Source organism: Paenacidovorax caeni, assembly GCF_001298675.1.
GTDB classification, from domain to species: Bacteria; Pseudomonadota; Gammaproteobacteria; order Burkholderiales; family Burkholderiaceae_C; genus Paenacidovorax; species Paenacidovorax caeni.
The window spans coordinates 76,955-102,113 of the sequence record NZ_CYIG01000002.1; the positions used below are offsets into that span (position 1 = coordinate 76,955).

A 25,159-nucleotide genomic window follows, 5' to 3' on the forward strand; every position below is an offset into this window, starting at 1 on the left:
AACGCAAGGCATCTGAACCTTGGTCTCCTGGGCGCGCTACCATCCCAGCCGCCATGACAGACCCCACCCCCTTCATCCACCAAGCGCTTGGGCTCGCCGCCCAGGCGCTTTTTCTTTCCAACCCGAACCCGCGCGTGGGCTGCGTCATCACGGCGGCCGATGGGCGGCTGCTGGGGCAAGGCTTTACCCAGCAGGCGGGCGGGCCACACGCTGAAATCATGGCGCTGCGCGATGCCGCGGCACGGGGCAACGACGTACGCGGTGCCAAGGCCTATGTGACGCTGGAGCCCTGCGCCCACCAGGGCCGCACGGGCCCATGCTGCGATGCGCTGATTGGCGCGGGCATCGGCAAGGTGGTCGCGTCGCTGGCCGACCCGAACCCACTGGTGGCTGGCCAGGGGTTCGCACGGCTGCGCGCGGCCGGGGTGGCGGTGGAAGTGGGTCCGGGGGCAGAGGCGTCGCGTGCCTTGAATGTGGGTTTTTTCAGCCGCATGGAGCGCGGCACGCCCTGGGTGCGCATGAAGGTGGCGGCCTCCCTTGACGGGTTTACCGCACTGCCTAACGGTGCCAGCCAATGGATCACCTCGCCCGAAGCACGCGCCGACGGCCACGCCTGGCGCGCGCGCGCCTGTACGGTGCTGACCGGCATCGGCACCGTGCTCGCCGACAACCCGCGCCTGGACGTGCGTGAAGTCGCCTCGCCGCGCCAGCCCCAGGTGGCCGTGGTGGACAGCCACTTGCGCACGCCCGTGAATGCTGCGCTTTTCATAGCTGGCCGCGCTTGCACCATCTACTGCGGCGGCGCAATGGATGCGGCGATGCAGGCACGCCGCAGCGCGATGCAGGCCCAAGGTGCCCGTGTGGTGCATCTACCCGCCCCCGATGGCCGCGTGGACTTGCAGGCCATGCTGCACGACCTGGGCGCACAGGCCGTGAATGAACTGCACGTGGAGGCAGGCCAGCAGCTCAACGGCGCGCTGGCGCAGGCAGGGCTGGTGGATGAGTGGCTGCTCTACCTGGCCCCGCAACTGCTTGGCAGCGGGCGTGGCATGGCGCTCCTGCCACCGTTCAACACGCTGGCGCAGGCACTGCCGCTGGCGTTCGAATCGGTGCAGCAGGTGGGGCCGGATTTGCGCATCCTGGCGCGCAGCCGCACCGCAGCGGAGCTTCGCGCATGAGCGCCCGGCACCCGGTGCGGGTGGAGGACCGCCTGCGCTTCGACAGCATCATCGACGCCCGCTCGCCCGCCGAATACGCGCTCGATCACATCCCTGGCGCCATCAACTGCCCGGTGCTCAACGACGAGGAGCGTGCCATCGTCGGCACCCTGTACAAGCAGGTTGGCGCCTTCGAGGCCCGGCGCGTCGGCGGTGCCATGGTGGCGGCCAACCTGGCGCAGCACCTGCGCACGCATTTTGCCGACCGGCCGGAGCGCTGGCGGCCACTGGTGTACTGCTGGCGCGGAGGCATGCGCAGCGGCGCCATGGTGAACTGGATGCGCCTGGTCGGTTGGGACGCACAGCAGCTCGCCGGCGGCTACAAATCCTGGCGCCGCCACGTCATCGCCCGCCTGACCGAACATGCGCCGCAGTTACAGCTGCGCGTGCTGTGCGGCGCCACCGGCAGTGCCAAGACGCGCGTGCTGCAGGCTCTGGCGGCGCAAGGGCAGCAGGTGCTGGACCTGGAGGGCTTCGCGCGCCACCGGGGCTCGGTGCTGGGCGCCTGGCCGGGCGTGGCCCAACCGTCGCAAACCGGCTTTGAGACGCAGATCGTCGATGCGCTGGACCGCCTGGACACGCAGCGCCCCATCTATATCGAGGCCGAGAGCGCGCGCATTGGCCGCCTGAACGTGCCACAGCCGCTGGTGCAGCGCCTGCGTGCCAGCCCCTGCATCGAAATTTGCGCCGACACCGATACCCGACTGGCCTACCTGCTGCGCGACTACGCCAACCTGGCCGACGACCCGGCGCTCCTGGCACAGCAACTGGGCACGCTCAAGGAGCTGCACGGCCGCCAGGTGATCGCGCAATGGCAGGCCTGGGCGCAGGCGCGCGAGCTGGCGCCGCTGTTTGCCCAGCTGATGGCACTGCACTACGACCCGCTGTACGAACGTTCGCAAAGCCGCAACCTCTACCGCTGGGAGCAGCGCCAGAGCGTGCAGGCGCACGATTTGTCGGACGCGGCGATTAGCGCGCTGGCGCAGACGATTGCAGCGCTACCTGATCCTGTGGCTGCGTCTGCAGACGATTCACCCAGTCCGTGACCGCACGGCAGTCGTTGAGGGTGCGCAGTTGGTCGAACGCCTGCTGCGCCTCGGGGTAGCGGCGGCGCAGCAGATTCAGCCATTGCTTGAGCCGCCCGGCACGGTGGCGCGGCGTGACGCGCTCGCCCACCATCTGCCAAAACTGCACCAAATGCGGCACCAGCGCCTGCCAGGGCAATGCCTCAGCCGGGGCCGCAACGCCGTCTGCCGCGCGGATGGCCAGCGCCAGCCCCGGGTCGGCTACCGCGCCACGCCCCAGCATGAGCGCGTCGCAGCCCGAGAGCGCGCGGCAGCGCTGTGCATCCTGCACCGTCCAGATCTCGCCGTTGGCCACCACGGGGATGGACACCGCGGCACGGATGGCCGGAATGCGCTCCCAGTAGGCCGGCGGGCGGTAGCCGTCGGCCTTGGTGCGCGCATGCACCACCAGCTCGCCCGCGCCGCCAGAGGCCATGGCCTGGGCACATTCGTGCGCCAGGGCGTCATCGTCGTAGCCCAAGCGCATCTTGGCCGAGACGGGCACGCCAGCCGGCACGGCGCGGCGCACGGCGGCCACCACGGCCTCGATCTGTGCGGGGTCGCGCAGCAACGCCGCACCGCCACCATGGCGGTTCACGACCTTGGCGGGGCAGCCAAAGTTCAGGTCCACCCCCTCGGCCCCCAGCTCGGCCAGGCGCGCGGCGTTCTCGGCCATGCACGCGGGGTCGGAGCCCAGCAGCTGCGCGCGCACCGGCACGCCTGCCAGGGTGCGGCTGCCATGGCGCAGCTCGGGCATGGTGCGCAGGAATGCGCGTTCGGGCAGCAGCGTGCCGGTGACACGAATGAACTCCGACACACAGCGGTCCACGCCGCCCACGCGCGTGAGCAGGTCACGCAGTACGCAGTCGAGCAGGCCCTCCATCGGAGCAAGCAGTAGTTTCATGGTCAAAATGGCCTCTAGCGCTTATCCATCAAGCGCTAGCAGCTATTCAATTCATAGTGCACCAAGGCGCCACAGCGACGTCACCTCGGCTGCGCGGGCGGCGTGCAGCGGGTCCGTGGCGTCCTGTGCCTTGCCGTGGCGCGGGCGGGTGTCGTGGCGCGCCAGCACGCGCAGGCCGGCGGCTTCGATCCACCCCTGCAGTTCGGCGCGGGTGCGCAGGCCCAGGTGTTCCGCGAGGTCCGACAAGATAAGCCAGCCCTCGCCCCCCGGCGCCAGGTGCGCGCGCAGGCCGTCCAGGTAGCCGCGCAGCATGCTGCTGCCTTCGTCGTACACGGCGCGCTCCAGCGGGCTGCTGGCGCGCGCGGGCAGCCACGGCGGGTTGCACACCACCAGGGCGGCCTGCCCGGGCGGGAACAGGTCGGCCTGCCGCAGTTCGACCCGCGGCAGCACACCCAGACGCTGCAGGTTGTCCTGCGCGCAGGCCAGGGCGCGCGGATCCTGGTCGGTGGCCACCACCCGCGCCACGCCCCGGCGCACCAGCACGGCCGAAAGCACACCGGTGCCGACGCCGATGTCAAACGCCAGGGCGCAGCCACCCGGCACCTGCGGCAGCGGTGCCTGGGCCACCAGATCCACGTATTCGCCACGCACGGGCGAGAACACGCCGTAGTGCGGATAGATGCGGTTGCCCGGCGGCGCGCCCAGGGCCGGAATCTCCACGCCCTTCTTGCGCCACTCGTGCGCGCCCACGATGCCGAGCAACTGGCGCAAAGGCGCCACCAGCGGCTCACCGGGGGCGGCACCCCAGGCTTCGGTGCAGGCGGCGCGCCAGTCGGGCGCACGGCGCAGGGCAATGGTGTAGTCGCCCTCCAACGCAATCAGCAGCATGGCCAGCACGCGTGCGCGCTGGCCCTGGGCCTGGCGGTGCAGGTGGAATGCCTGCGCCGGCCCGGCGCCGGCTGCCGCGGGCTTGGCCGCCTTGCGGGGCTTGCGCTCCAAGCGCCGGGCCATGGCCTGCAGCAGCTGGCGTGCGTTGTGAAAGTCACCCCGCCACAGCAGCGCCGTGCCTTCGCAGGCCAGGCGGTAGGCGGTGTCGGCAGGCATGGTGTCGTCGGCGCACACCACCCGGCGCGGCAACGGCTGGCCGCCTTCGGAGCGCCACAGCGCGCAGCGCGCCTGGCCCTGCTCGCTCCAGTGGAGGGTAGCGTCGCCGCTGCGGCTCAATTCAGCGGCCTTTGCAGGCGCACTTCCTCGATCTTGACGCTGCCCAGGACCGAAGTCTTGGCCGTGGTCATCTCGCGCTTGAAGCCGGCCATTTCATGGAAGCGCAGCGCACGCTCGTTGCGCAACGGCACCCAAGCGGTGACGGTGGTGCAGCCTTCTTCCTGCAGGCCGTCGCGCGCGGCGTCCCACAGCGCCAGGCCCACGCCTTGGTTCCAGTGCGTGGGTGCGGCATAGATGGCCCAGATTTCGCCCGTGGTGGGACGGGTCTTGGGGTCGCGCGAGCGGTCGAAGCCGACGAAGCCGACGATCTTGTCGCCGTCAACGGCCACTTGCACCTGGGGTTCACAAAACTCGATGGCTTCGCGCCAGTAGGCTTGGCGCTTCTCCACCGAGGACATGGATTTCAATTGATCGTCAGGCACCAGGCCACGATAGGCTTCCATCGCGGAAGTGGTATGGACCTGTGCAATGGCCTTGGCGTCACGTAGGGTGGCCGGACGAACCTGGATACTAGACATGGGAGAACGAAACGGGAGGAAAACGAAAAACCCGGTATTTTCGCCATTTGCCCCAGGAAGTGCCAGCCCCCCAGGTGAACCGCCCCGCGCGCAGCCCGGCTAACCGGCCATTCTTGACAGTAGAAAAATATGCCCTGAGGCCTTGCGCAGCAAGCGCTGGCAGCTATCAAAAAAGTTTTTTTCAACCCCGCCGCATCAAGCCGCCGCCAGGGCCTGTTGCGCCAGGCGCTGCGCTGCCAGCGCCCGCTTGTTGCGCGGGCGGGGCACTGCGGCGGCGGGTGGCTTGCCGTTGATGGCCGCGAGCCCCAGCACCAGGGTGATGCTGTGCGCGCCCGCGTCGCGGTCTTCCGGGGCGTAGAGGCAGTAGCTGCCGCTGCAGCCATCCAGCGCCCGCTGGGCCGCATGCAGCACCACGCGCACGCCCTTGCGACCGCCGTCGGCAAACGGCAGCACGCGCAGCCGGGCCGCGCCATCCAATGCCAGGCCGAGGTGGCCTGGACGGTTGACCAGGTCGGTGCGGATGCCGCGCCAGCTCGCTCCGCCATCGAGCGAATACTGCCAGGTGCCCGCCTGGGCATCGAGGTATTCGACGATCACGCCCTGCGGCGCATGCAAGTCCGGGCAGTGCGTGCCGACCAGCGCGGCCACGCTGCAGCCGCCCAGGCCGGGGGGACAGGCGCTGCCCTGGGCCGGCTGGGGACGCGCGGCCAGGGCATGCGCGGACGGCTGGGGCTGGGCATGGATCGGCAAGACGGCGGCAGGCATGAACCACTCCTTTCGTGCGGGGTCGGTGATCGGTGATCGGTGGAGAAAAGTCTAGAAAACGCGCCCTGCCGCGTCCATCGCACAAATGGACTAAGTCGGCCCAGGCCGCTTGTGCGCAATACTCAGCCCATGCCTGCCCACCTGCTGCTTGTGGACGACCACACCCTTTTCCGCACCGGTCTGCGCCTGATCGTGCAAGACCACCCCGATGTGGGCGCGATTGCCGAGGCTGGCTCGGTGGCCGAGGCCTGCGCCCTGGCACCCTGCGCGGTGGACTTGGTGCTGCTCGATATCCAGATGCCCGGCATGAACGGGCTGGACGGTCTGCGCCCGCTGCGCGAGGCGTTTCCCCAGGCACGCGTGGTGCTGGTATCGGCCAGCGTGGCGCCCGACGCGGTGCGCGAGGCGCGCACACGTGGTGCCGATGGCTTCCTGCCCAAGTCCGCCAGCGGCGCAGACATCCTGGACGCCATCACGCTCGCGCTGTCCGGCAAGCCCTGCTTCCCGGCCGCCAGCACCCCCGTGCCGCCACCTGCCGGGCACCCTGCTCCGGCCCTGACAACGCGCCAGTCTGACGTACTGCGGCTGCTGTGCACGGGCAAACCCAACAAGGTGATCGCGCGCGAACTGGGGCTGAGCGAGAACACCGTGCGCGTGCATGTCGCCGCCGTCTTCAGCCAGTTGGGCGTGAACAGCCGCAGCGCCGCGCTGCTGGCGGCGCAGCGCCTGGGCCTGGTGCAGTGGAGCGAGGCCTAGAGCGTGCACCACCACGCCCTGGCCCGCGCCGTCCGCAACTGGCGCAGCGCATGGCGCGAGGCGCTGCGCTGGGAGCGCGACGCCGTGCTGGCCGAGCAGGTCCTGCTGCTGCGGCGCAATTTCCCGGTCACGCTGTGGGCCTCGCTCATCACCTCGGTAGGCACGGTGTGGATCATGTCGCTGAGCATGTCCATGGCCCCCATGCTGTGGTGGCTGGCTTCGCATGTGACGGTGGTCACGCTGGTGTACCTGACCCTGCGCCCACTGCCGCGCCCGGACCACGGCCCGCGCAGCGACGCGCGGCGCCTGCTGGCCTGCATGACGGGCATGGGCCTGACCTGGGGCTCGCTCGGCGGCGTGGCGCTGTGGCAAGGCCACGGCAGCGACGCCGTGGTCTACGCCATCGGCATTCTCAGCACCGTCTCGGCCGGAGCCCTGGGCCTGGGTGCCCCCCTGCTGCGCGGCTACATGATCTACCTGACGTGCACCATCAGCAGCGTGCTCGTCGCCCTGGCCGTGGTGGGTGGGCCCATCGCCCTGCCCGGCTGCGTGATGGTGGCGGTGTATTACCTGCTCACGGCGCTGCACGCACGCAACCTGGCACGCGCAGCGCGCGACAGCATTGAGCTGCGCTTCGACAACGAACGCCTGGTGACGCAGCTGCGCGCGCAGACCGACCGTGCCGTGCAGGCCCTGGCAACGGCCGAGCAGGCCAACCAGGACAAGTCGCGCTTTCTCGCCGCAGCCAGCCACGACCTGCGCCAGCCGCTGCACGCCATGGGCCTGTTCCTCGACACCCTGGCGCGCAGCCCGCTGACGGCGCAGCAGGCCAGCGTGCTGGGCCACGCGCGCACGGCCTCGGGCGCAGCATCGGAAATGCTCACCACCCTGCTCGACTATTCACGCCTGGAGGCCGGCGTGGTGCAGGCACACGACGCGCCGTTCGCCGTGCAGCCGCTGCTGAGCGCGCTGGAGCAGGAATTCGGCCCCCAGGCCGACGCCGCCGCGCTGGTTTACCGCACGCGCGAGACCACGGCGGCGGCGCTGGCCGACAAGGCGCTGGTCGATCTGGTGATGCGCAACTTCATCTCCAACGCGCTGCGCTACACGCGCACGGGAGGCCTGCTGATCGCCTGCCGCGCACGCAGCGGCCGGCTGGCGCTGGAGGTGTGGGACACCGGTTGCGGCATCGCGCCCGAGCACCAGCAGGAGGTCTTCAAGGAGTTCCACCAGCTCGGCAACCCTGAGCGCGACCGCCGCAAGGGCCTGGGGCTGGGCCTGGCCATCGTGCAGCGCCTGGCGCAGGCCATGCACACGCAGGTGGAGGTACGCTCGCGCCTCGGGCGCGGCTCAGTCTTCCGGCTCTGGCTCACGCCCTGGCGCGGCGCGCTGGTCGATGAGGCCGTAGCCAGCGCGCACGACGGCGCCAGCCTGGTCGGCCGCCGCGTCCTGGTGGTGGACGACGATGAACCGGTGCGCCTGGGCATGCAGTCGCTGCTGGCCAGTTGGGGCTGCCATTGCGTGTGCGCGGAATCGGCGGCCGATGCGCTGGCGCGCCTGCACCAGATGCCACAACCCGACGTGGTGGTGACCGACTTCCGCCTGCGGCACGAGGAGACCGGCCGGCAGGTGCTAGACACGCTGCGCGCGCACCTGCAGCGCAGCGTGCCCGCCATCATCATGACGGGCGACACCTCGCCCCAGCGCCTGCGCGACGCGCAGTCCACCGGCGCGCTGCTGCTGCACAAGCCGGTCTCGGCGGCGCAGTTGCGCGAGGCGCTGGTGGAAGTCTTGCAATGACTCCGTTTTTGATAGCTTCCAGCGCTTACCCAGAAAGGGCTGGAAGCCGATTTTGCTTGAAATAGCCCACGCGCCTGTTACAGCCAGCGCCGCAGCGCCTGCATCACGCGGTCGAAGCGCGCACCGTAAGGCGGGTAGAACAGCCAGCCCATGGCCCAGGGCGACTGCACCAGCACCGATTTCTGGTGCGAGAAGCGCACAAAGCCCTGCTCCCCGTGGTACGCACCCCAGCCGCTGTCGCCCACGCCGCCGAAGGGCAGGTTGTCGTGCGCGATATGCATCAGCGTGTCGTTCACCGTGACGCCGCCGCTCACGGTGCGCGCGAGCACATCGTCGCGCACGCGCGCATCGTTGCCAAACCAGTACAACGCCAGCGGGCGCGGGTTGGCGTTGATGTGGGTGATGGCGTCGTCGAGCCGCTCGTAGGTGATGACCGGCAGCACCGGGCCAAAGATTTCCTCCTGCATCAGCTGCATTGACGACGTGGCGCCAAACACCAGCACGGGCGCCATCTGGCGGCTGATGCCATCGCCCAGGCTGGCCTGGTGGTTGGGTGCGGGCGCCACGGGCGCGGGCTGCACGCTCACCACCTCGGCGCCCTGGGTCTGCGCCTGCTGCAGCATGGTGCGCAGACGCGCCAGGTGGCGCGCGGAAATGATGGAGGCATAGTCCGGGTTGCCCTCGATCTGCGGGAACAGCCGCGCCACGGCGGCGCGGTAGGCCTCGGTAAACGCCGCCTCGCTGCCCTGGGGCAACAGCACGTAGTCGGGCGCAATACAGGTCTGGCCTGCGTTCAGCAGCTTGCCGTGGGCGATCTTCAGCGCGGCTTCTTGCAGGTTGCAGTTGGCATCGATGATGCACGGCGACTTGCCGCCCAGCTCCAGCGTGGTCGGCGTAAGGTTGGCGGCTGCGGCCTGCGCCACCTTGCGGCCCACGGCGGTAGAGCCGGTGAACACCAGGTGGTCGAACGGCAGCGAGGCCACCAGCGCCGCCACCGAGGCGTCGCCCTGCACCACGCACAGCTCGTCGGGCGCGAAGAACTGGCCCACCACCTCGGCCAGCTTGGCCGAGAGGTGCGGCGTCAGTTCGCTGGGCTTGACCATGACCCGGTTGCCCGCCGCCAGCGCCGTGATGGCCGGCGCCAGCGCGAGCTGGATGGGGTAGTTCCACGGCGCGATCACGCCCACCACGCCCAGCGGCTGGCGCTGGATCCAGGCACGCGCAGGCTGCAGGTGCAGCGGCGTGCGCACCTTCTGCGGACGGCTCCAGCGTGCCAGGTGCGAAAGCGTGTGCGACAGCAGCGCGCGCAGCACGAAGAAGTCCGCCACCTCGGTGAGCCGGAGCGAGCGCATGCCGAAGTCCGCCTGCACGGCGGCGGCCAGTTCGGGCCCGCGCTCGTCGATGAGCTTGCGCATACGCAGCAGGCGCTCGCGGCGCAAAAGCAGCGGCACGTCGGGCTGGGCACGGCTGGCCTGGTACTGGACCTCGAAAAGGGCGCGAATGTCGTCGGTGGTCATGCCGGGCATGATAGGGCCAGGCATGCCATTCCGATTAGGGGTTCGCACTTCGCGTGATGGCGAAGCGGTAACAGAATCCGCACCGGACAGCATGCCGCCATGGCGGCCGGTTGCGCAGCAACCGTTAGCGAGCGCAAGGGAGGCCGCACCCCACGGCCAGCCCGCCGTGCCCTCCATGTGCATGGGCAAATCACGCACCGCCACTGGCGTCTGCACCACCGGCAAATGCCGGGGCCGCATTGCACGTGCCACGCCGTCAAACCAAGGCAGATGGATGCCCGGCACCTGCTCGCAAAGAGAAGAATGAGACGGCCCTGGCCTGGGGTTCCGCGTGTGGAAGCACGCACATTGCGCTCCACGGCCAGATGCGCCAGCAAAACGGCAGCCTTCGACGCACCTCTCTCACGAGGATGGCGCTTGCCGTGGAATGAAACGGCGCGGCAGAAACAGGCGGAACGGGAAGCGCATCCTTCCATAGAAATTTAGGCGGTCTAAATTGCCGCAGGCATAGGGTAAGCTGAGGGCGGTATGCGCCGCATGCTTGACTTAGGCCGCATCGGCTCAGTAGCATGCGGTTGTCTAAATCTAGTTAGTCCCATCACCCGCTTCATGCGCGCAGCCACCTATTCCAGCGCTCCGCCCTGTTCCAAAGGCTTTCTAGTCTTTTTGGCCGCCAGCGCTTGTGCAGCAAGCGCCACCAGCTATCATTCTTGCAGTGCTGCGCCGCTTCCGTGGCCCAGCGCTTTTTCGTGGGCCGCGCCCTTCTTCAAGGCAGGGCGTTCCCTTTTGGCCTTCGGGTCTAACTCTGCGGTCAAGCGGACCCGCATTCTGCGGGCCGCTTACCTTGGCCGTTAGGAGAAATGGATCGTTGCCTCGACTCTGGCGGAAAAATCGACCAAGAAAACAAAAAATGTGTCCGAGAGAAAAGCAATGAGTATCCCTGACCCGCCAATCAGGTAACAAGGCCAGCAACCCGTTGCGGATGATCCCCCGGGATGCGGCAACCAAGCCGCGCCTGCTGGCGCGGCACCATTTCAAGCCGTTTTGGCCTTCCGCCCTTACCCAGCAAGCGCTGGCAGCTATCAATTTAGCTGCGCAGCCACCGTCCCCAGACTCAGCGGATTTCGCGCGCAACCACATCGGTCACGTCGGTGCTACCTTGCCCGGCGCGTGCGGCGGGGCGCGGGGCGGTCCAGCGCGCGGTGCTGCGGTGCACGGTGCTCCATCCCTGGCGCGGGCTCATGCGCATGGCCCAGGGCATGACCGGGCGGCCGGTGAGGCGGGCCCACAGGGCGCGCACGCCCCAGACGAGCGCCAGCACGGCGGCGGCGGCCAGCAGGCTGAGGAAAAAGACCACGCCGGCGGCAACCACCACGAGGCGCAACGTCCACCGGATCGCGCCGGCCACTATGTCGTTCAAACCATGTCCCTTTCTGGCTGGTGAAGCGGCGCAAGCGGGCCACACGGCCCGCTTGCGGCTTCGATGGTAGGGCTCAGCCCGCTGGGCGGGCCTCGCCGAATTGGAATACCCCCGGGTTCTTCACCGGATCGACGCCCACGGGAACCACGCTCTTAGGCTGGTAGCGCCCTTCCAGGAGCAGCTTGGACAGCGGGTTCTCGATGCGTTGCTGGATCGCGCGCTTGAGCGGGCGTGCGCCGAACACCGGGTCGAACCCGACCTTGGCCAGCTCTTCCAGCGCGGCGTCGGAGACATCGAGCGTCAGCTCCATGCGGGCCAGGCGCGCTTGCAGCATTTGCAGCTGGATGCGCGCGATGGCGGCAATGTGCCGGGCATCGAGGCCATGGAACACCACGGTTTCATCGATACGGTTGAGGAATTCGGGTCGGAAATGCTGCTTGAGTTCCCCCCACACCGCTTCCTTGATGTCGTCGCTGTCCTGCCCCACCATGGCCTGGATGAGGTGCGAGCCGATGTTGCTCGTCATCACGATCACGGTGTTCTTGAAGTCCACGGTGCGGCCCTGGCCATCGGTCAGGCGGCCGTCGTCCAGCACCTGCAGCAGCACGTTGAATACGTCGGGGTGGGCTTTTTCCACCTCGTCGAGCAGCAGCACGCTGTAGGGCTTGCGGCGCACGGCCTCGGTCAGGTAGCCGCCCTCTTCATAGCCCACATAGCCGGGCGGCGCGCCGATCAGGCGGGCCACGGAGTGTTTCTCCATGAACTCGCTCATGTCGATGCGGATCAGGTGCTCCTCGCTGTCGAACAAAAAGCCCGCCAGCGCCTTGCACAGCTCGGTCTTGCCCACGCCCGTGGGGCCGAGGAACAGGAACGAGCCCGTGGGCCGGTTCGGGTCGGACAGGCCCGAGCGCGAGCGCCTGATGGCGTTGGCCACGGCGTTAATGGCTTCGTCCTGGCCCACCACGCGCTCGTGCAGCTTGTCTTCCATGTGCAGCAGCTTGTCTTTCTCGCCCTGCATCATCTTGCTGACCGGAATGCCGGTGGCGCGCGAGACGACCTCGGCGATTTCCTCTGCGCCCACCTGGGTGCGCAGCAGCCGGTTGGCATGCACCGCGCCGCCCTGGCCTTCTTCCTGGGCCTGGGCTTCCTTGAGGCGCTTTTCCAGCTCGGGCAGCTTGCCGTATTGCAGCTCGGCGACCTTGTTGAAGTCGCCCTTGCGCTTGAGTTCCTCAATCTGCAGCTTGACCTTCTCGACCTGCTCGCGCACCTGCTGGCTGCCCTGGGCCTGGGCTTTTTCGCTCTTCCAGATGTCTTCCAGGTCGGCAATCTCGCGCTGCAGCTTGGTGATTTCTTCCTCGATCAGCTGCAGGCGCTTTTGCGAGGCTTCGTCTTTTTCCTTCTTCACGGCTTCGCGCTCGATCTGCAGCTGGATCAGGCGGCGGTCCAGCTTGTCGATGGCCTCGGGCTTGGAGTCGATTTCGATCTTGATCTTGGCTGCGGCTTCGTCGATCAGGTCAATGGCCTTGTCGGGCAGGAAGCGGTCGGTGATGTAGCGGTTGGACAGCTCGGCCGCGGCCACGATGGCCGGGTCGGTAATCTCCACGCCGTGGTGCACCTCGTACTTCTCCTGCAGGCCGCGCAGGATGGCGATGGTGGCTTCCACGCTGGGTTCGTCCACCAGGATTTTCTGGAAGCGCCGCTCCAGCGCAGCGTCCTTCTCGATGTACTTGCGGTATTCATCGAGCGTGGTCGCGCCCACGCAGTGCAGCTCGCCACGCGCCAGGGCTGGCTTGAGCATGTTGCCCGCGTCCATGGCGCCCTCGGCCTTGCCGGCGCCCACCATGGTGTGCAGCTCGTCAATGAAGACGATGGTCTGGCCCTCGTCCTTGGCCAGCTCGTTGAGCACGGATTTCAGGCGCTCCTCGAATTCGCCACGGTACTTGGCGCCGGCAAGCAACGCCGCCATGTCGAGCGAGAGCACGCGCTTGTTCTTCAGCGACTCGGGCACTTCGCCGGCCACGATGCGCTGGGCCAGCCCCTCAACGATGGCGGTCTTGCCCACGCCGGGCTCGCCGATCAGCACCGGGTTGTTCTTGCTGCGCCGCTGCAGCACCTGAATGGCACGGCGAATCTCGTCGTCGCGGCCGATCACCGGGTCGAGCTTGCCCACGCGGGCACGCTCGGTCAGGTCCAGGCAGTATTTCTTCAGCGCCTCGCGCTGGCCTTCGGCCTCGGGGCTGTCCATCTTCTGGCCGCCACGCACGGCATCAATGGCGGATTCCAGGCTCTTGCGCGTGAGGCCGTTGTCCTTGGCGATGCGCGTGGCCTCGCCTTTGCCGTCGGCCAGGGCGAGCAGGAACAGCTCGCTGGCAATGAACGGGTCGCCGCGCTTGATGGCTTCCTTCTCAGTGGCCTGCAGCAGCCGCGCCAGGTCGGGACCGACCTGCACCTGCTCCTGGCCTTCGACCTGGGGCAGGCGCTTGACGGCGTTTTCTACTGCCGCCTGCAGCGCCCCCACGTTGGCACCGGCGCGCTGCAGCAGCGCACGTGGGCCGTCCTCCTGGCGCAGCATGGCGCCCAGCAGGTGCAGGGGATCGATGTAGGCGTGGTCGTTGCCCAGTGCCAGGGACTGTGCATCTGCCAGGGCTTCCTGGAACTTGGTGGTGAGCTTGTCGATTCGCATGGTGTAAAAAACCTCCAACTGCTGAATAGATAGGCCACCCAGGCGGTTTTTCAACCCGCCATCGGCGGTAATTGCAGCCCCCAGCGCGCCATGGCCGCGTCGTCGCTCACGCGGGCATCCACCCAGCGCGCGCCCTGCGGCGTCTGTTCTTTCTTCCAGAAAGGTGCCTGGGTCTTGAGGTAGTCCATGAGGAACTCGCAGGCCTGGAAGCTCTCGCCGCGGTGCGCGCTGGTAACGGCCACGAGCACGATCTGCTCCAGCGGCTGCAGCAGCCCCACGCGGTGGATGACGCGTACGCCGTACAGGGCAAAGCGCGCCAGCGCCGCGTCGATCATGGCCTCGATGGATTTTTCGGTCATGCCGGGGTAGTGCTCCAGCTCCATGCTGGCGACGGCGTCGCCCTCGTTGCGGTCGCGCACGGTGCCCACGAAGCAGCACACGGCACCCACGCGCGCGTCCTGCGCGCGCAGCGCAGCCAGTTCGGCAGACACGTCGAAGTCCTGGGTTTGGATGGAAACACGGGGCGAGGTCATGGCGGTTATTCTCGGCCATTCCACCGCCGCACCATGCCATGCAAGACGACCACCAGATTTTTCTGCCGCCCTCGTTCGCCGCGCTCTACAGCGACACGCGCGGGCGCCTGCGGGCCACGGCGGCGCAACTGTGTGCGCGCTACGAGCTGTGCGAGGACCTGGCAAATCACCTGGTCGAGCAGGCGCAGCAGCTCTACCACGGCGCCGTGCCGTCGGAGGAGGAGGTGTTACGCCGCATCCACGCCGGGCTGGCGGGCGCGGAGTCGGGCGTGACGCCGCCCGAGGCGCGCTGGATCACGCTGCGGCTGGCCGAACTGCTGCAATGGCGCAGCCCCGAACTGCCGGTCGGGGTGGACTGAAAGCCGCGCCTGCCAGCGACATGGTTTTCCAAAAATCGTAGCAAACTGGTATGGTATTTTCGTCTTCTCTGCGCCTTACGCAGCAGACGTGACCGCGGCATAGTCGTTGGCATCGTCCTTGAGCGCGCTGGTCTCGCGCACCCGCTAACAGACGGTCCCTCGCCCCGCACAAAAAACTATCCCCGATGACGACCTGTACGCTTTCACCGGATGGGCTGGCCGTACCGCCCGTGGCGCCGCCCCAGCCCATGCCAGAGGCCCCCACCTACGCCCCCCTGCGCGACATGCAGCGCCCGGGCTACAAGGCGATGTGGATCGGCATCTGCCTGGAATGCCTGGAGTTCACGGTGTTCTTCGCCGTCTACTTCACCGCCCGCTGGCACTACCCGCAAGCGTTCCAGGAGGGGCCCACACGCCTGTCCACTCTCAGCGGCCTGTGCATCACCCTGGTCATGGTCAGCAGCGGTTTCATGCTCACGCGCATGGTGCACCATCTGGAAGCCGGGCGGCGCCAGCGTGCCACCGTCTGGATGGCGGCAGCGCTGGCCACGGGTTTGGTCTACCCGGTGCTGAAGATTTTTGAGTGGCAGTGGAACCTGGCGCAGGGGCTGGATGCCAGTGCCGGCATTTTCGTGGTGGTGTACTACTACCTGACCATCAACCACTTCATTCACGCCTGCTGGGGCTTGATGGGCATGGCCTGGATCCTGGTCGGCCTGTGCGCTGGCAGCTATTCGGCCGACGATTGCCGGGGCCCGCAGGCACTGGCCATCTACTGGCACGCCACCGACCTGGTGTGGCTGATGATTTTTGCCCTGTTCTACGCCTTCGTATGAAAACACTGCTCACACGCCTGCCCATAGGCACGACCACGCTCGCCTGGCTGCTGCTATGCGCCTTGTCGGTACTGAGCGTGGGACTGGCAGCAGGGCCACACAGCGGGCTGCCACGCCTGGCGCTGGCACTGCTGGTGGCGGCCGTTGCCTGGGTCAAGGCGCGCATTCTGCTGCGCCACTACCTGGAGGTGCACCGCGCCGGCCCGGTCTTCGCACGCCTGCTGCAAGGCTTTGCCTGCCTGGCCCCGCTGGGGCTGGCAGTGTCGGCGTGGCACGAATTTCTGCGCGCAGCCAGCTAGGCTGGCGCTGGGGGCGCCGCTTACCCCCCCGTCACGGGGGGGAAAAACGCCACTTCCGCGCCAGCGGGCAGCGGTGCAGCCTCGTCGCTCAGTGTCTGGTTGAGCGCCATGCGCACCGCGCGCCCCGGCGCCAACACCTCGGCGTAGGCGCCACCGCGTGCCAGCAGTTCCTGGCGCAGTGCGCCCAAGGTGGCAGCGGGGGTATCCACGGCTTCCTCGCCTTGGCCCAGGGCCTCGCGGATGGAGGCGAAGTAGCGCACCGTGATGCGCTTGCACAGGGTCTGGTCGGTCATGCCAGCAGCCCTCCAAAGGGAATGAAGCGCACGTTGTCGCCGCGCGCAATGGCCTGGCCGGGCGGGTTGTCCACCACGCCATCGCCCCAGACGGTGGAAGTGAGTACGCCCGAACTCTGGTTGGCAAACCGTTCCAGGTGCCCGTCGGCATTCAGGCGCACGCGCAGGAATTCGCGACGTTTATCGGCCCGAGGCCAATCAAAGTCTGCGCGAGCAGCTATGGTTTTTGGAGCAACATCGTGCACGCCCTGCAGCCGCAGCAGGAAGGGGCGCACCAGCACGGCAAAGGTGATGAAGCACGACACGGGGTTGCCCGGCAGCCCCATGAAATGCGCTGCGCCCGCCCCGCCGTCCACGCGGCCATAGGCGAAGGGCTTGCCGGGCTTGATGGCGATCTGCCACAGGTCGAGCCGCCCCAGGGCCTGCACGGCGGGCTTGACGTGGTCTTCCTCGCCGACCGAGACACCGCCGCTGGTCAGGATCAGGTCATGCCCCTGCGCGGCCGCGCGCAGCGCGGCCACGGTGGCGTCGAGCCGGTCGGGCACGATGCCCAGGTCGGTCACCTCGCAGCCCAAGCGCTCCAGCATGGCGCGCAGGAAGAAACGGTTGCTGTTGTAAATGGCGCCGGGCGGCATGCGCTCGGGCGGCACCTCGCCGGGCATGGCCAGTTCGTCGCCGGTGGAAAACAGCGCCACGCGCGGGCGCCGCGCCACCTCCAGTTGCGCCAGGCCGATGCTGGCGGCCAGGCCGAGCGCGGCAGGCGTGAGGCGCGTGCCCGCCGCCAGCACTGTGGCGCCGCGCGCGATGTCCTCGCCAGCGCGGCGGATGTGCTGGCCGGGCCGGTGCACGCCGTGCACACGCACGCGGCCGTCCTCCAGCACCTCGCAGTCCTCCTGCATCACCACGGCGTCGGCCCCCGGGGGTACGGGTGCGCCGGTGAAGATGCGCGCTGCCGTGCCCGGCAGCAGTGGCGTGCCGACGCTGCCCGCCGGAATGCGCTGGGACACTGGCAGCACCGCCCCCGGCGCCACGACGTCGGCACAGCGCAGCGCGTAGCCGTCCATGGCGCTGTTGTCGAGCGGCGGCACCTGCAGCGGCGACACGGCATCGCGCAGCAGCACGCGGCCATCGGCGTCAAAAGTGGCGACCGCCTCGCCCTGCGCCAGCGGCGCGGCCTGCGCGAGCAACTGGGCCAGGGCATCGTCAAGGGGCAGGAGCGGCGGGCGGGTCATGGCGATTCCTTGGAATAGTCGAAGCGCGCACCGTGGGCCAGCAGCCAGTCGGCCACCTGCGCGGGCGCATTCAGGTCGAGCACGGGCTGGCGCGGCGGCTGCGGCAAACCGGCGGGCGCATCGGTGGCCACGGCGACAACAAAAGGGTCGTGCGGGTACAGCACCGGCCGCGGCGCCTGGCCGGACGCGGGGGCGCGCCAGACCTCGATCTTGGGCAGGGGCGCGTCCTTGAAGCCTTCAATCAGCACCCAATCGGCGCGCGCGTCGAGCTGGGCCAGCAAGGTGTGCACATCAGGCTCGTGCGGCTGGTCGTATTCACGCAGCAGGGCCAGGCGCATGTCAGAGGCCAGCAGCACTTCGTTGGCGCCGGCCTGGCGGTGGCGCCAACTGTCCTTGCCAGGGTGGTCGATGTCGAAGCGGTGGTGCGCATGCTTGATGACCGACACCCGCAGCCCACGCCCGCGCAGGCAGGCGATGAGCTGCTCCACCAGCGTGGTTTTGCCGGCCCCGGAGAACCCGGCAAAGCCGGCGACCTTCATCATGCGCTCCTTGAACGATAGCTGCTAGCGCTTGCCCAGCAAGCGCTGGAAGCCGATTTGACCATCAACCCCTTCATTCGCCGCAATGCGCGGCGATGTAGGCCTTGACCTGCTGCGCGTCGGCCGGCATGACCTGCACGCGCTTGGGCAACGCCTCGATGCCCTCGAACCGGGCCGGGCGCTCGGGCGCGCGGCCCAGCGCCTCCTCGATGGTGGCGGCGAACTTGATGGGCAGCGCCGTTTCGAGCACCACCATCGGCTCCGCCCCGCGGTGCTCGCGTGCCACCTTCACGCCGTCGGCGGTGTGGGTGTCGATCATCTGGCCAAAGCGTTGCCAGGTATCGCGAATGGTGGCCAGGCGGTCGGCATGGGTACTCTTGCCGCTCTCGAAGCCGTAGCGCGCGGCAGCCTGGGCGAACAGCGGGTTGGCGCCGAGGTCAAAGCGCCCGTCGCGCCCCAGGGCGTCGCCGAACAGCGCGCGCGTGGCGGCGGCGTCACGGCCCAGCAGGTCGAACACGAAACGCTCGAAGTTGCTGGCCTTGCTGATGTCCATCGACGGGCTGGAGGTTTCGTGCGTGTCGGCGCTGCCGCGCACTCGGTACACGCCGGTGCGGAAGAACTCGTCGAGCACGTCGTTTTCATTCGTGGCCACCACCAGCTTGGCAATCGGCAGGCCCATCATGCGCGCCACGTGGCCGGCGCAGATGTTGCCGAAATTGCCGCTGGGCACAGTGAAGCTGACTTGCTGGGCGTTCGACGAGGAGGCCTGGAAGTAACCGGCGAAGTAATAGACCACCTGCGCCAGCAGGCGCGCCCAGTTGATGGAGTTGACGGTGCCGATCTTGTATTTGCGCTTGAACTCCAGGTCGTTCGAAACGGCCTTGACGATGTCCTGGCAGTCGTCGAACACGCCCTCGATGGCGATGTTGTGGATGTTTTCGTCCTGCAGGCTGAACATCTGCGCCTGCTGGAACGGGCTCATGCGGCCATGCGGGCTGGTCATGAACACGCGCACGCCCTGCTTGCCGCGCATGGCGTACTCGGCGGCGCTGCCGGTGTCGCCGCTGGTGGCGCCGAGGATGTTGAGCTGCGCGCCGCGGCGCTGCAGCTCGTACTCGAACAGGTTGCCCAGCAGCTGCATGGCCATGTCCTTGAAGGCCAGCGTGGGGCCATTGGACAGGGCTTCGAGCCACAGGCCGTCTTCCAGCGGGCGCAGCGGCACGATGGCAGCGGTGCCGAACACCTCGGCGGTGTAGGTCTTGGCGCACAAGGCGCGCAGGTCGGCGGCGGGAATGTCGTCGATATAGAGCGACAAGATCTGGAACGCCAGTTCCGCATAGCCCTGGCTTTGGTACACCGCGCGCAGTTCGCCCAGGCGTTCACTGCTGATCTGGGGGTAGTGCTCGGGCAAGTAGAGGCCGCCGTCGGGCGCCAGGCCTTCGAGCAGGATGTCGCAAAAGCGCTTGCGGTCCGGATGGCCGCGCGTGGACAGGTACAGCATCAGTTCAGCTCCTCCTTGCGGATGCGCGTGATCGGCGCGAGCACCGTGGGCAGTTGCTGCATCTGGGCGATGGCGTCGTTCATGGTGCCCTCACGCGTGTCGTGCGTGAGGATGATGAGATCGGTCTGCGTGGAACCCTCGCCCCCCACTTCGTCGGCCTCGCGCTGCAGCACGGCGTCGATGCTGATGCCGGCGTTGGCGACGATGCCCGTCACCTGGGCCAGCACGCCCGCCTGGTCGGCCACGCGCAGGCGCAGGTAGTAGCTGGTCACCACTTCGCTCATGGGCAGCACGGGCAGCTCGTCCTTGGCCTGGTCGAGCGTGTGTGGCTGGAAGGCCAGGTGCGGCACGCGGTTGAGCGGGTCCACGGTGTGCAGGCGGGTAATGTCCACCAGGTCGGCAATCACGGCGCTGGCCGTCGGCTCGGAGCCCGCACCCTTGCCGTAGTACAGCGTGGAGCCAACGGCGTCGCCCTGCACCACCACGGCGTTCATGGCACCTTCCACATTGGCGATCAGGCGCTTGGACGGCACCAGGCTCGGGTGCACGCGCAGCTCGATGCCCTTGTCCGTGCGCTTGGTGATACCCAGCAGCTTGATGCGGTAGCCCAGTTGCTCAGCGTATTTGATGTCGGCAGCGGCCAGCTGGGTGATGCCTTCGACGTAGGCCTTGTCAAACTGCACGGGGATGCCAAAGGCAATGGCGCTCATGATGGCGGCCTTGTGCGCAGCGTCCACGCCCTCGATGTCGAAGGTCGGGTCGGCCTCGGCGTAGCCCAGGCGCTGGGCCTCCTTGAGTACCACGTCGAAGTCCAGGCCCTTGTCGCGCATCTCGGACAGGATGAAGTTCGTCGTGCCGTTGATGATGCCGGCCAGCCACTGGATGCGGTTGGCGGTCAGGCCCTCGCGCAGCGCCTTGATGATCGGGATGCCCCCGGCCACAGCCGCCTCGAAGGCCACCATCACGCCCTTGGCGGAGGCGGCCGCGAAGATTTCGGTGCCATGCACGGCCAGCAGCGCCTTGTTGGCGGTGACCACGTGCTTGCCGGCCGCAATGGCCTCCAGTACCAGCGCCTTGGCGATGCCATAGCCGCCGATGAGCTCGACCACGATATCGATCTCGGGGTTGGCAATAACGGCACGCGCGTCCTGCACCACCTGCACGCCGCTGCCGACGATTGCACGGGCGCGCTCCACGTCCAGGTCAGCCACCATGGCAATTTCAATGCCACGGCCCGCGCGGCGGCGGATCTCCTCCTGGTTGCGCTGCAGCACGTTGAATACGCCGCTGCCCACGGTGCCAATGCCCAGCAGGCCGACTTGGATGGGTTTCATATCAGTTTTACCAGTCAAAAATGGCTGAAACGCTTGTCAGTCAAGCGCTAGCAGCTATGAAAAAAAGAGTTTCCAAGACCACTCACGCGGCCTTGCTGTGGCGCTGCCGGTAGGTGGCAAGAAAGCCCGCCAGGCGCCCGATAGCCTCGCGCAGATCGTCTTCATGCGGCAGGAACACGATGCGGAAATGCTGGTTGTCCGGGTAGTTGAAGCCCGAGCCCTGCACCAGCATCACGCGCGTGGCACGCAGCACTTCCATGAAGAACTGGCGGTCGTCGGCAATCGGGTACATCACCGGGTCAAGGCGCGGGAACATGTACAGCGCCGCGTGCGGCTTGACGCAGGTGACGCCGGGAATCTGCGTGATGAGCTCGTAGGCCAGGTCGCGCTGGCGGCACAGGCGCCCGCCGGGTTTGACCAGATCGTTGATGCTTTGGTAACCGCCCAGGGCGGTCTGGATGGCCCACTGGCCCGGCACGTTGGAGCCGAGCTTGAGGTTGGCCAGCATGTTCAGGCCTTCGATGTAGTCGCGCGCGTCCGCCTTGGGGCCGGAGAGCACCATCCAGCCCGCACGGTAGCCGCAGGAGCGGTAGGCCTTGGACAGCGAGTTGAACGTCAGCGTGAGTACGTCGGTCGACAGGCTCGCCATCGAGGTGAACTTCACGCCGTCGTAGAGCACCTTGTCGTACACCTCGTCCACCAGCAGCACCAAGCCGTGCTCGCGTGCGATCTGGATGATGCCCTTGAGCAGTTCCACGGGGTAGAGCACGCCCGTCGGGTTGTTCGGGTTGATGACCACGATGCCGCGCGTGCGAGGCGTGATCTTGGCGCGCATGTCGTCCAGGTCGGGCAGCCAGCCTGCCTCCTCGTCGCAGCGGTAGTGCACCGGCGCGCCCCCTGAAAGCGAGGTCGCGGCAGTCCACAGCGGGTAGTCGGGCATGGGCACGAGCAGCTCGTCGCCGTCGTCCAGCAGGGCGTTCGTGGCCATCACGATCAGTTCGCTGGCACCGTTGCCCAGGTAAATGTCGTCCAGCGTCACGCCCGCGATGCCGAGCTGCTGGGTGTAGTGCATCACCGCCTTGCGCGCGGCGAAGATGCCCTTGCTGTCCGAGTAGCCCGCCGAGTTGGGCAGGTTGCGGATCATGTCCTGCTGCACTTCCTCGGGCGCATCAAAACCGAACGGCGCCATGTTGCCGATGTTCAGCTTGATGATCTTCTGCCCTTCGTCCTCCATCTGCTTGGCCGCGTCCACGATGGGGCCGCGGACATCGTAGAGAACATTGTTGAGCTTGGCGGATTTGCGGACGGTCTTCATGCGTGTCTCAATGAGAACAAGGGCACTGCCAGCATACGGCGGTGAAACTTATAATTTGACCACATTTCACCCGCACACCCACGAGGCGTCTGCCCCCCGGGCTGCATCACCACCCGCCGCACCATGAAGTTCCAGCCCGACCCGTCCAGCGCCCATTCCATCAGCGGCTACGGCCCGGGCTGGGTGGCCGTGGGGCCGGAAAAGATCCACCACAGCATCGTTCTCGGCCCCGATGGCCTGCGCCAGCCTTGGGCGTGCGAGCGCTTCGAGGACCTGACCCCCGCGCACTTCGCCCGGCTGGCCGAGATCGACGCGGAAATGGTGCTCTTTGGCAGTGGTCCGCGCATCCGTTTCGTGCCACCCGCGTGGCTGGCGCCGCTGATGCAGCGGCGCATGGGGCTGGAAACCATGGACACGGCCGCCGCCTGCCGCACCTACAACTTCCTGCTAGGCGAAGGCCGCCGCGTGGCGGTCGCACTGCTGCTGCAATCGCCCTAAGCGCGTGTTTGCGATCCCAGCACGCAGACGCTGCGGTGCCATTTCCACGCCCACGGCATCGGCACGCCCGGCGCGATAGAGGGCTTCTGCGGGTTTCGGGGTAAAATTGCGGATTGCGGCCGGGGTAACCTAAAACAATAACACACCCACTTCCCCGGTTTTTTCTACGACATTTCCAGCAGAGATTCGGACCCTATGGCGATCGTTGTCAACAAACCCCTCCCAGAATTTGAAGCCAACGCGACCGGCGGAATCAAGGTATCGAACACCTCCCACCAGGGTCAGATTCTGGTGCTGTATTTCTACCCCAAGGACAACACGCCAGGTTGCACCACCGAGGCCATGCAGTTTCGCGACAAGTACAAGGACTTCGTGAAGGCTGGCGCAGCGGTGTTCGGCGTTTCGCGCGACAACATGAAGTCGCACGACGATTTCAAGGAAAAGCTCGAACTGCCCTTCGAGCTGATCGCCGACACCGAGGAGAAGATGTGCCACATGTTCGGCGTGGTCAAGAACAAGATCATGTACGGCAAGAAGGTCAAGGGCATTGAGCGCAGCACCTTCCTGGTCGGCCCGGATGGCCTGCTGGTGCAGGAATGGCGCGGCCTGAAGGTGCCCGGCCATGTGGACGAGGTGCTCAAGGCCGTGAAATCGCTCAAGGCACTGAAGAAAGCTGCCTAACGGGTGTCACGGGGGCTGTGCATAATGGCACGCTGATGCAGCACCAGAACAAGCCGCTCCCCTCCCTTACACGACAAGCCGCCCGGTTCGCCCGGCGGCTTTTTGTTTTCTGAACCGCCAGGAAGCCTCCTCGACCATGCCCCTGCCCCCCGCCCCGACCCAGCGCGCCGCCCGCCTGCCCGAGCAAGCCTTCGCCGCCGCCGCGCCCGCGGCACGCAAGTCCACGGCGCGCACTGCGCAAACGCCCCCCCGGGCCAAACCTGCACCCGCCACGGCCAGCACCTTGGCGAGCGCGCCCACGCTGGCCAAGGCCGTGCCCAAGCCCGCGCCTAAACCCGTGCAACAGGCGGCTGCCAAGCCGGCAACCAAGCCCGCCGCAGTCCCCAAAACCGCTGCCGCCCCAGCCCGCACGCGCAAGACCCGCAGCAAAGGCCCCACCAAGCTTTTCGTGCTGGACACCAACGTGCTGCTGCACGACCCGACCAGCCTGTTCCGCTTCGAGGAACACGACATCTTCCTGCCGATGATCGTGCTGGAGGAGCTCGACGCGCACAAGAAGGGCATGACCGAAGTGGCGCGCAACGGCCGCCAGGTCAGCCGCTCGCTCGACGCGCTGGTGGCGACCCAGGGCGCCGACATCGGCGCGGGCATTGCGCTCGACGCCACGGGCCAGCGCGCCGCCACCGGCAAGCTGTACTTCCAGACCGCACCGCTGAACTACCAGTTGCCGACCAGCCTGCCCCAGGGCAAGGCGGACAACCAAATCCTCGGTGTGGTGGAGGCGCTACGCGCCCAGCACACCCCGCGCGAGGTGGTACTGGTGTCCAAGGACATCAACATGCGCGTCAAGGCGCGCGCCCTAGGCCTGCCCGCCGAGGACTACCAGAACGACAAAGCGCTGGACGATGACGACCTGCTGTACGCAGGGTCGCTCGCCCTGCCGGCGGACTTCTGGAGCAAGGCCGGCAAGAACGTGGAAAGCTGGCAAAGCGGCGCAAACACTTACTACCGCATCAGCGGCCCGCTGGTGGCCGGGATGATGATCAACCAGTTTGTCTACTTCGAGGCACCGGGCGAGCCCAGCCTGTACGCGCGCGTCACCGAAATCCGCGACAAGACCGCCGTGCTGCAGACCCTCAAGGACTACGGCCACGCCAAGAACGCCGTCTGGGGCGTGACCACGCGCAACCGCGAGCAGAACTTCGCCATGAACCTGCTCATGGACCCCGATGTGGACTTCGTCACCCTGACCGGCACCGCCGGTACGGGCAAGACGCTGCTGACGCTGGCCGCGGGCCTGACGCAGGTGCTGGACGAGCGCCGCTACAGCGAGATCATCATGACCCGCGCCACCGTGAGTGTGGGTGAAGACATCGGCTTCCTGCCCGGCACCGAGGAGGAGAAGATGGGCCCGTGGATGGGCGCGCTCGACGACAACCTCGAATTCCTCGCCAAGGGCGACGGCGGCAACCCCGGCGAATGGGGGCGCGCCGCCACGAACGACCTGATCCGCAGCCGCATCAAGATCAAGAGCATGAACTTCATGCGCGGGCGCACCTTCATGGACAAGTTCGTCATCATCGACGAAGCGCAGAACCTGACGCCAAAGCAGATGAAGACGCTGATCACGCGCGCCGGCCCGGGTACGAAGATCGTCTGCATGGGCAACCTGGCGCAGATCGACACGCCGTACCTGACCGAAGGCTCGTCGGGCCTGACCTTCGCGGTCGACCGCTTCAAGGGCTGGCCACACAGCGGCCACATCACACTGGCGCGCGGCGAACGCTCGCGCCTGGCGGATTTCGCCAGCGAAGTGCTGTAACGAAACTATCAAAACAATAGCTGCTAGCGCTTGCCAGACAAGCGCTAGC

At 67.5% G+C, this 25,159-nt stretch carries 25 protein-coding genes; 11 read left to right on the forward strand and 14 right to left on the reverse strand.

Annotated features, from left to right (window positions below):
- Positions 1-53 precede the first annotated feature (53 nt).
- Together ribD and mnmH are read left to right on the forward strand one after the other, a co-directional pair.
- On the forward strand, positions 54-1,178 hold the full coding sequence (gene ribD, locus BN2503_RS01270) for a bifunctional diaminohydroxyphosphoribosylaminopyrimidine deaminase/5-amino-6-(5-phosphoribosylamino)uracil reductase RibD (protein ID WP_054254830.1): 1,125 nt from the start codon (positions 54-56) through the stop codon (positions 1,176-1,178).
- Complete coding sequence (mnmH, locus tag BN2503_RS01275) at positions 1,175-2,263, forward strand: tRNA 2-selenouridine(34) synthase MnmH (RefSeq protein WP_054254831.1); 1,089 nt, start codon at positions 1,175-1,177, stop codon at positions 2,261-2,263. Before ribD ends, mnmH begins: the two co-directional genes overlap by 4 nt.
- Here the strand turns inward: mnmH and BN2503_RS01280 are convergent.
- The 4 genes from BN2503_RS01280 to BN2503_RS01295 all read right to left on the reverse strand — a co-directional run bounded on the left by BN2503_RS01280 (position 2,187) and on the right by BN2503_RS01295 (position 5,692).
- On the reverse strand, positions 2,187-3,185 hold the full coding sequence (locus tag BN2503_RS01280) for a tRNA-dihydrouridine synthase (RefSeq protein ID WP_054254832.1): 999 nt from the start codon (positions 3,183-3,185) through the stop codon (positions 2,187-2,189). The two genes, mnmH and BN2503_RS01280, sit on opposite strands and share 77 nt — an antisense overlap.
- Before the next feature lie 51 nt (positions 3,186-3,236).
- On the reverse strand, positions 3,237-4,409 hold the full coding sequence (locus tag BN2503_RS01285) for a methyltransferase (protein ID WP_054254833.1): 1,173 nt from the start codon (positions 4,407-4,409) through the stop codon (positions 3,237-3,239).
- A complete protein-coding gene (locus BN2503_RS01290; protein ID WP_074930075.1) occupies positions 4,406-4,927 on the reverse strand; it encodes a GNAT family N-acetyltransferase in 522 nt (173 codons plus the stop codon). The genes BN2503_RS01285 and BN2503_RS01290 overlap by 4 nt, the downstream gene beginning before the upstream one ends.
- A 195-nt stretch (positions 4,928-5,122) precedes the next feature.
- Positions 5,123-5,692 carry a hypothetical protein gene (locus BN2503_RS01295; protein ID WP_054254835.1) on the reverse strand — a complete coding sequence of 190 codons (570 nt, stop codon included), beginning with the start codon at positions 5,690-5,692 and terminating at the stop codon, positions 5,123-5,125.
- A 129-nt stretch (positions 5,693-5,821) separates the two neighbouring features.
- Here BN2503_RS01295 and BN2503_RS01300 point away from each other — a divergent pair, with 129 nt between their 5' ends.
- Together BN2503_RS01300 and BN2503_RS01305 are read left to right on the forward strand one after the other, a co-directional pair.
- The gene (locus BN2503_RS01300; RefSeq protein WP_054254836.1) at positions 5,822-6,448 is read left to right on the forward strand and encodes a response regulator; all 627 of its coding nucleotides are present in this window, start codon (positions 5,822-5,824) and stop codon (positions 6,446-6,448) included.
- Between the two features lie 3 nt (positions 6,449-6,451).
- Positions 6,452-8,248, forward strand: a complete 1,797-nt coding sequence (locus BN2503_RS01305; RefSeq protein WP_082366459.1) for an ATP-binding response regulator — start codon at positions 6,452-6,454, stop codon at positions 8,246-8,248.
- Between the two features lie 77 nt (positions 8,249-8,325).
- Here BN2503_RS01305 and BN2503_RS01310 read toward each other — a convergent pair whose 3' ends face one another.
- Positions 8,326-9,765 carry a coniferyl aldehyde dehydrogenase gene (locus tag BN2503_RS01310; protein ID WP_054254901.1) on the reverse strand — a complete coding sequence of 480 codons (1,440 nt, stop codon included), beginning with the start codon at positions 9,763-9,765 and terminating at the stop codon, positions 8,326-8,328.
- A 609-nt stretch (positions 9,766-10,374) separates the two neighbouring features.
- Here BN2503_RS01310 and BN2503_RS19220 point away from each other — a divergent pair.
- The gene (locus BN2503_RS19220; RefSeq protein WP_074930076.1) at positions 10,375-10,620 is read left to right on the forward strand and encodes a DUF1010 domain-containing protein; all 246 of its coding nucleotides are present in this window, start codon (positions 10,375-10,377) and stop codon (positions 10,618-10,620) included.
- 259 nt (positions 10,621-10,879) lie between these two features.
- Here BN2503_RS19220 and BN2503_RS01315 read toward each other — a convergent pair whose 3' ends face one another.
- From BN2503_RS01315 to moaE, 3 genes are all read right to left on the reverse strand, one after another.
- Complete coding sequence (locus tag BN2503_RS01315; RefSeq protein ID WP_054254837.1) at positions 10,880-11,185, reverse strand: hypothetical protein; 306 nt, start codon at positions 11,183-11,185, stop codon at positions 10,880-10,882.
- 73 nt (positions 11,186-11,258) lie between these two features.
- Positions 11,259-13,868 (reverse strand): ATP-dependent chaperone ClpB, encoded by a 2,610-nt coding sequence (gene clpB, locus BN2503_RS01320; RefSeq protein ID WP_054254902.1) that lies wholly within the window; start codon positions 13,866-13,868, stop codon positions 11,259-11,261.
- A gap of 50 nt (positions 13,869-13,918) precedes the next feature.
- Positions 13,919-14,401: a molybdopterin synthase catalytic subunit MoaE gene (gene moaE / locus BN2503_RS01325; RefSeq protein WP_054254838.1), complete on the reverse strand. Its 483-nt coding sequence runs from the start codon at positions 14,399-14,401 to the stop codon at positions 13,919-13,921.
- Between the two features lie 38 nt (positions 14,402-14,439).
- Between moaE and BN2503_RS01330 the strand changes: the two genes are divergently transcribed.
- The 3 genes from BN2503_RS01330 to BN2503_RS01340 all read left to right on the forward strand — a co-directional run bounded on the left by BN2503_RS01330 (position 14,440) and on the right by BN2503_RS01340 (position 15,895).
- Positions 14,440-14,760, forward strand: a complete 321-nt coding sequence (locus tag BN2503_RS01330; protein WP_054254839.1) for a hypothetical protein — start codon at positions 14,440-14,442, stop codon at positions 14,758-14,760.
- 185 nt (positions 14,761-14,945) lie between these two features.
- Positions 14,946-15,596: a cytochrome c oxidase subunit 3 gene (locus tag BN2503_RS01335; protein WP_199445234.1), complete on the forward strand. Its 651-nt coding sequence runs from the start codon at positions 14,946-14,948 to the stop codon at positions 15,594-15,596.
- Positions 15,593-15,895: a hypothetical protein gene (locus BN2503_RS01340; RefSeq protein ID WP_054254840.1), complete on the forward strand. Its 303-nt coding sequence runs from the start codon at positions 15,593-15,595 to the stop codon at positions 15,893-15,895. Before BN2503_RS01335 ends, BN2503_RS01340 begins: the two co-directional genes overlap by 4 nt.
- A gap of 20 nt (positions 15,896-15,915) precedes the next feature.
- Here the strand turns inward: BN2503_RS01340 and moaD are convergent, their stop codons facing one another.
- From moaD to BN2503_RS01370, 6 genes are all read right to left on the reverse strand, one after another.
- On the reverse strand, positions 15,916-16,188 hold the full coding sequence (gene moaD / locus BN2503_RS01345) for a molybdopterin converting factor subunit 1 (protein WP_054254841.1): 273 nt from the start codon (positions 16,186-16,188) through the stop codon (positions 15,916-15,918).
- The gene (locus BN2503_RS01350) at positions 16,185-17,420 is read right to left on the reverse strand and encodes a molybdopterin molybdotransferase MoeA (protein ID WP_054254842.1); all 1,236 of its coding nucleotides are present in this window, start codon (positions 17,418-17,420) and stop codon (positions 16,185-16,187) included. The genes moaD and BN2503_RS01350 overlap by 4 nt, the downstream gene beginning before the upstream one ends.
- On the reverse strand, positions 17,417-17,959 hold the full coding sequence (gene mobB, locus BN2503_RS01355; protein ID WP_054254904.1) for a molybdopterin-guanine dinucleotide biosynthesis protein B: 543 nt from the start codon (positions 17,957-17,959) through the stop codon (positions 17,417-17,419). Before mobB ends, BN2503_RS01350 begins: the two co-directional genes overlap by 4 nt.
- 73 nt (positions 17,960-18,032) lie before the next feature.
- Positions 18,033-19,460, reverse strand: a complete 1,428-nt coding sequence (gene thrC / locus BN2503_RS01360) for a threonine synthase (protein ID WP_054254843.1) — start codon at positions 19,458-19,460, stop codon at positions 18,033-18,035.
- Positions 19,460-20,794, reverse strand: a complete 1,335-nt coding sequence (locus BN2503_RS01365; protein WP_054254844.1) for a homoserine dehydrogenase — start codon at positions 20,792-20,794, stop codon at positions 19,460-19,462. Before BN2503_RS01365 ends, thrC begins: the two co-directional genes overlap by 1 nt.
- An 82-nt stretch (positions 20,795-20,876) precedes the next feature.
- Positions 20,877-22,109: a pyridoxal phosphate-dependent aminotransferase gene (locus BN2503_RS01370; RefSeq protein ID WP_054254845.1), complete on the reverse strand. Its 1,233-nt coding sequence runs from the start codon at positions 22,107-22,109 to the stop codon at positions 20,877-20,879.
- 123 nt (positions 22,110-22,232) lie between these two features.
- Between BN2503_RS01370 and BN2503_RS01375 the strand changes: the two genes are divergently transcribed.
- The 3 genes from BN2503_RS01375 to BN2503_RS01385 all read left to right on the forward strand — a co-directional run bounded on the left by BN2503_RS01375 (position 22,233) and on the right by BN2503_RS01385 (position 25,110).
- Positions 22,233-22,607: an Mth938-like domain-containing protein gene (locus BN2503_RS01375; RefSeq protein ID WP_054254846.1), complete on the forward strand. Its 375-nt coding sequence runs from the start codon at positions 22,233-22,235 to the stop codon at positions 22,605-22,607.
- A 195-nt stretch (positions 22,608-22,802) separates the two neighbouring features.
- Entirely contained in the window at positions 22,803-23,288 is a 486-nt protein-coding gene (locus tag BN2503_RS01380; protein ID WP_054254847.1) for a peroxiredoxin, read from the forward strand.
- A 136-nt stretch (positions 23,289-23,424) separates the two neighbouring features.
- Entirely contained in the window at positions 23,425-25,110 is a 1,686-nt protein-coding gene (locus BN2503_RS01385) for a PhoH family protein (RefSeq protein WP_054254848.1), read from the forward strand.
- Positions 25,111-25,159 lie beyond the last annotated feature (49 nt).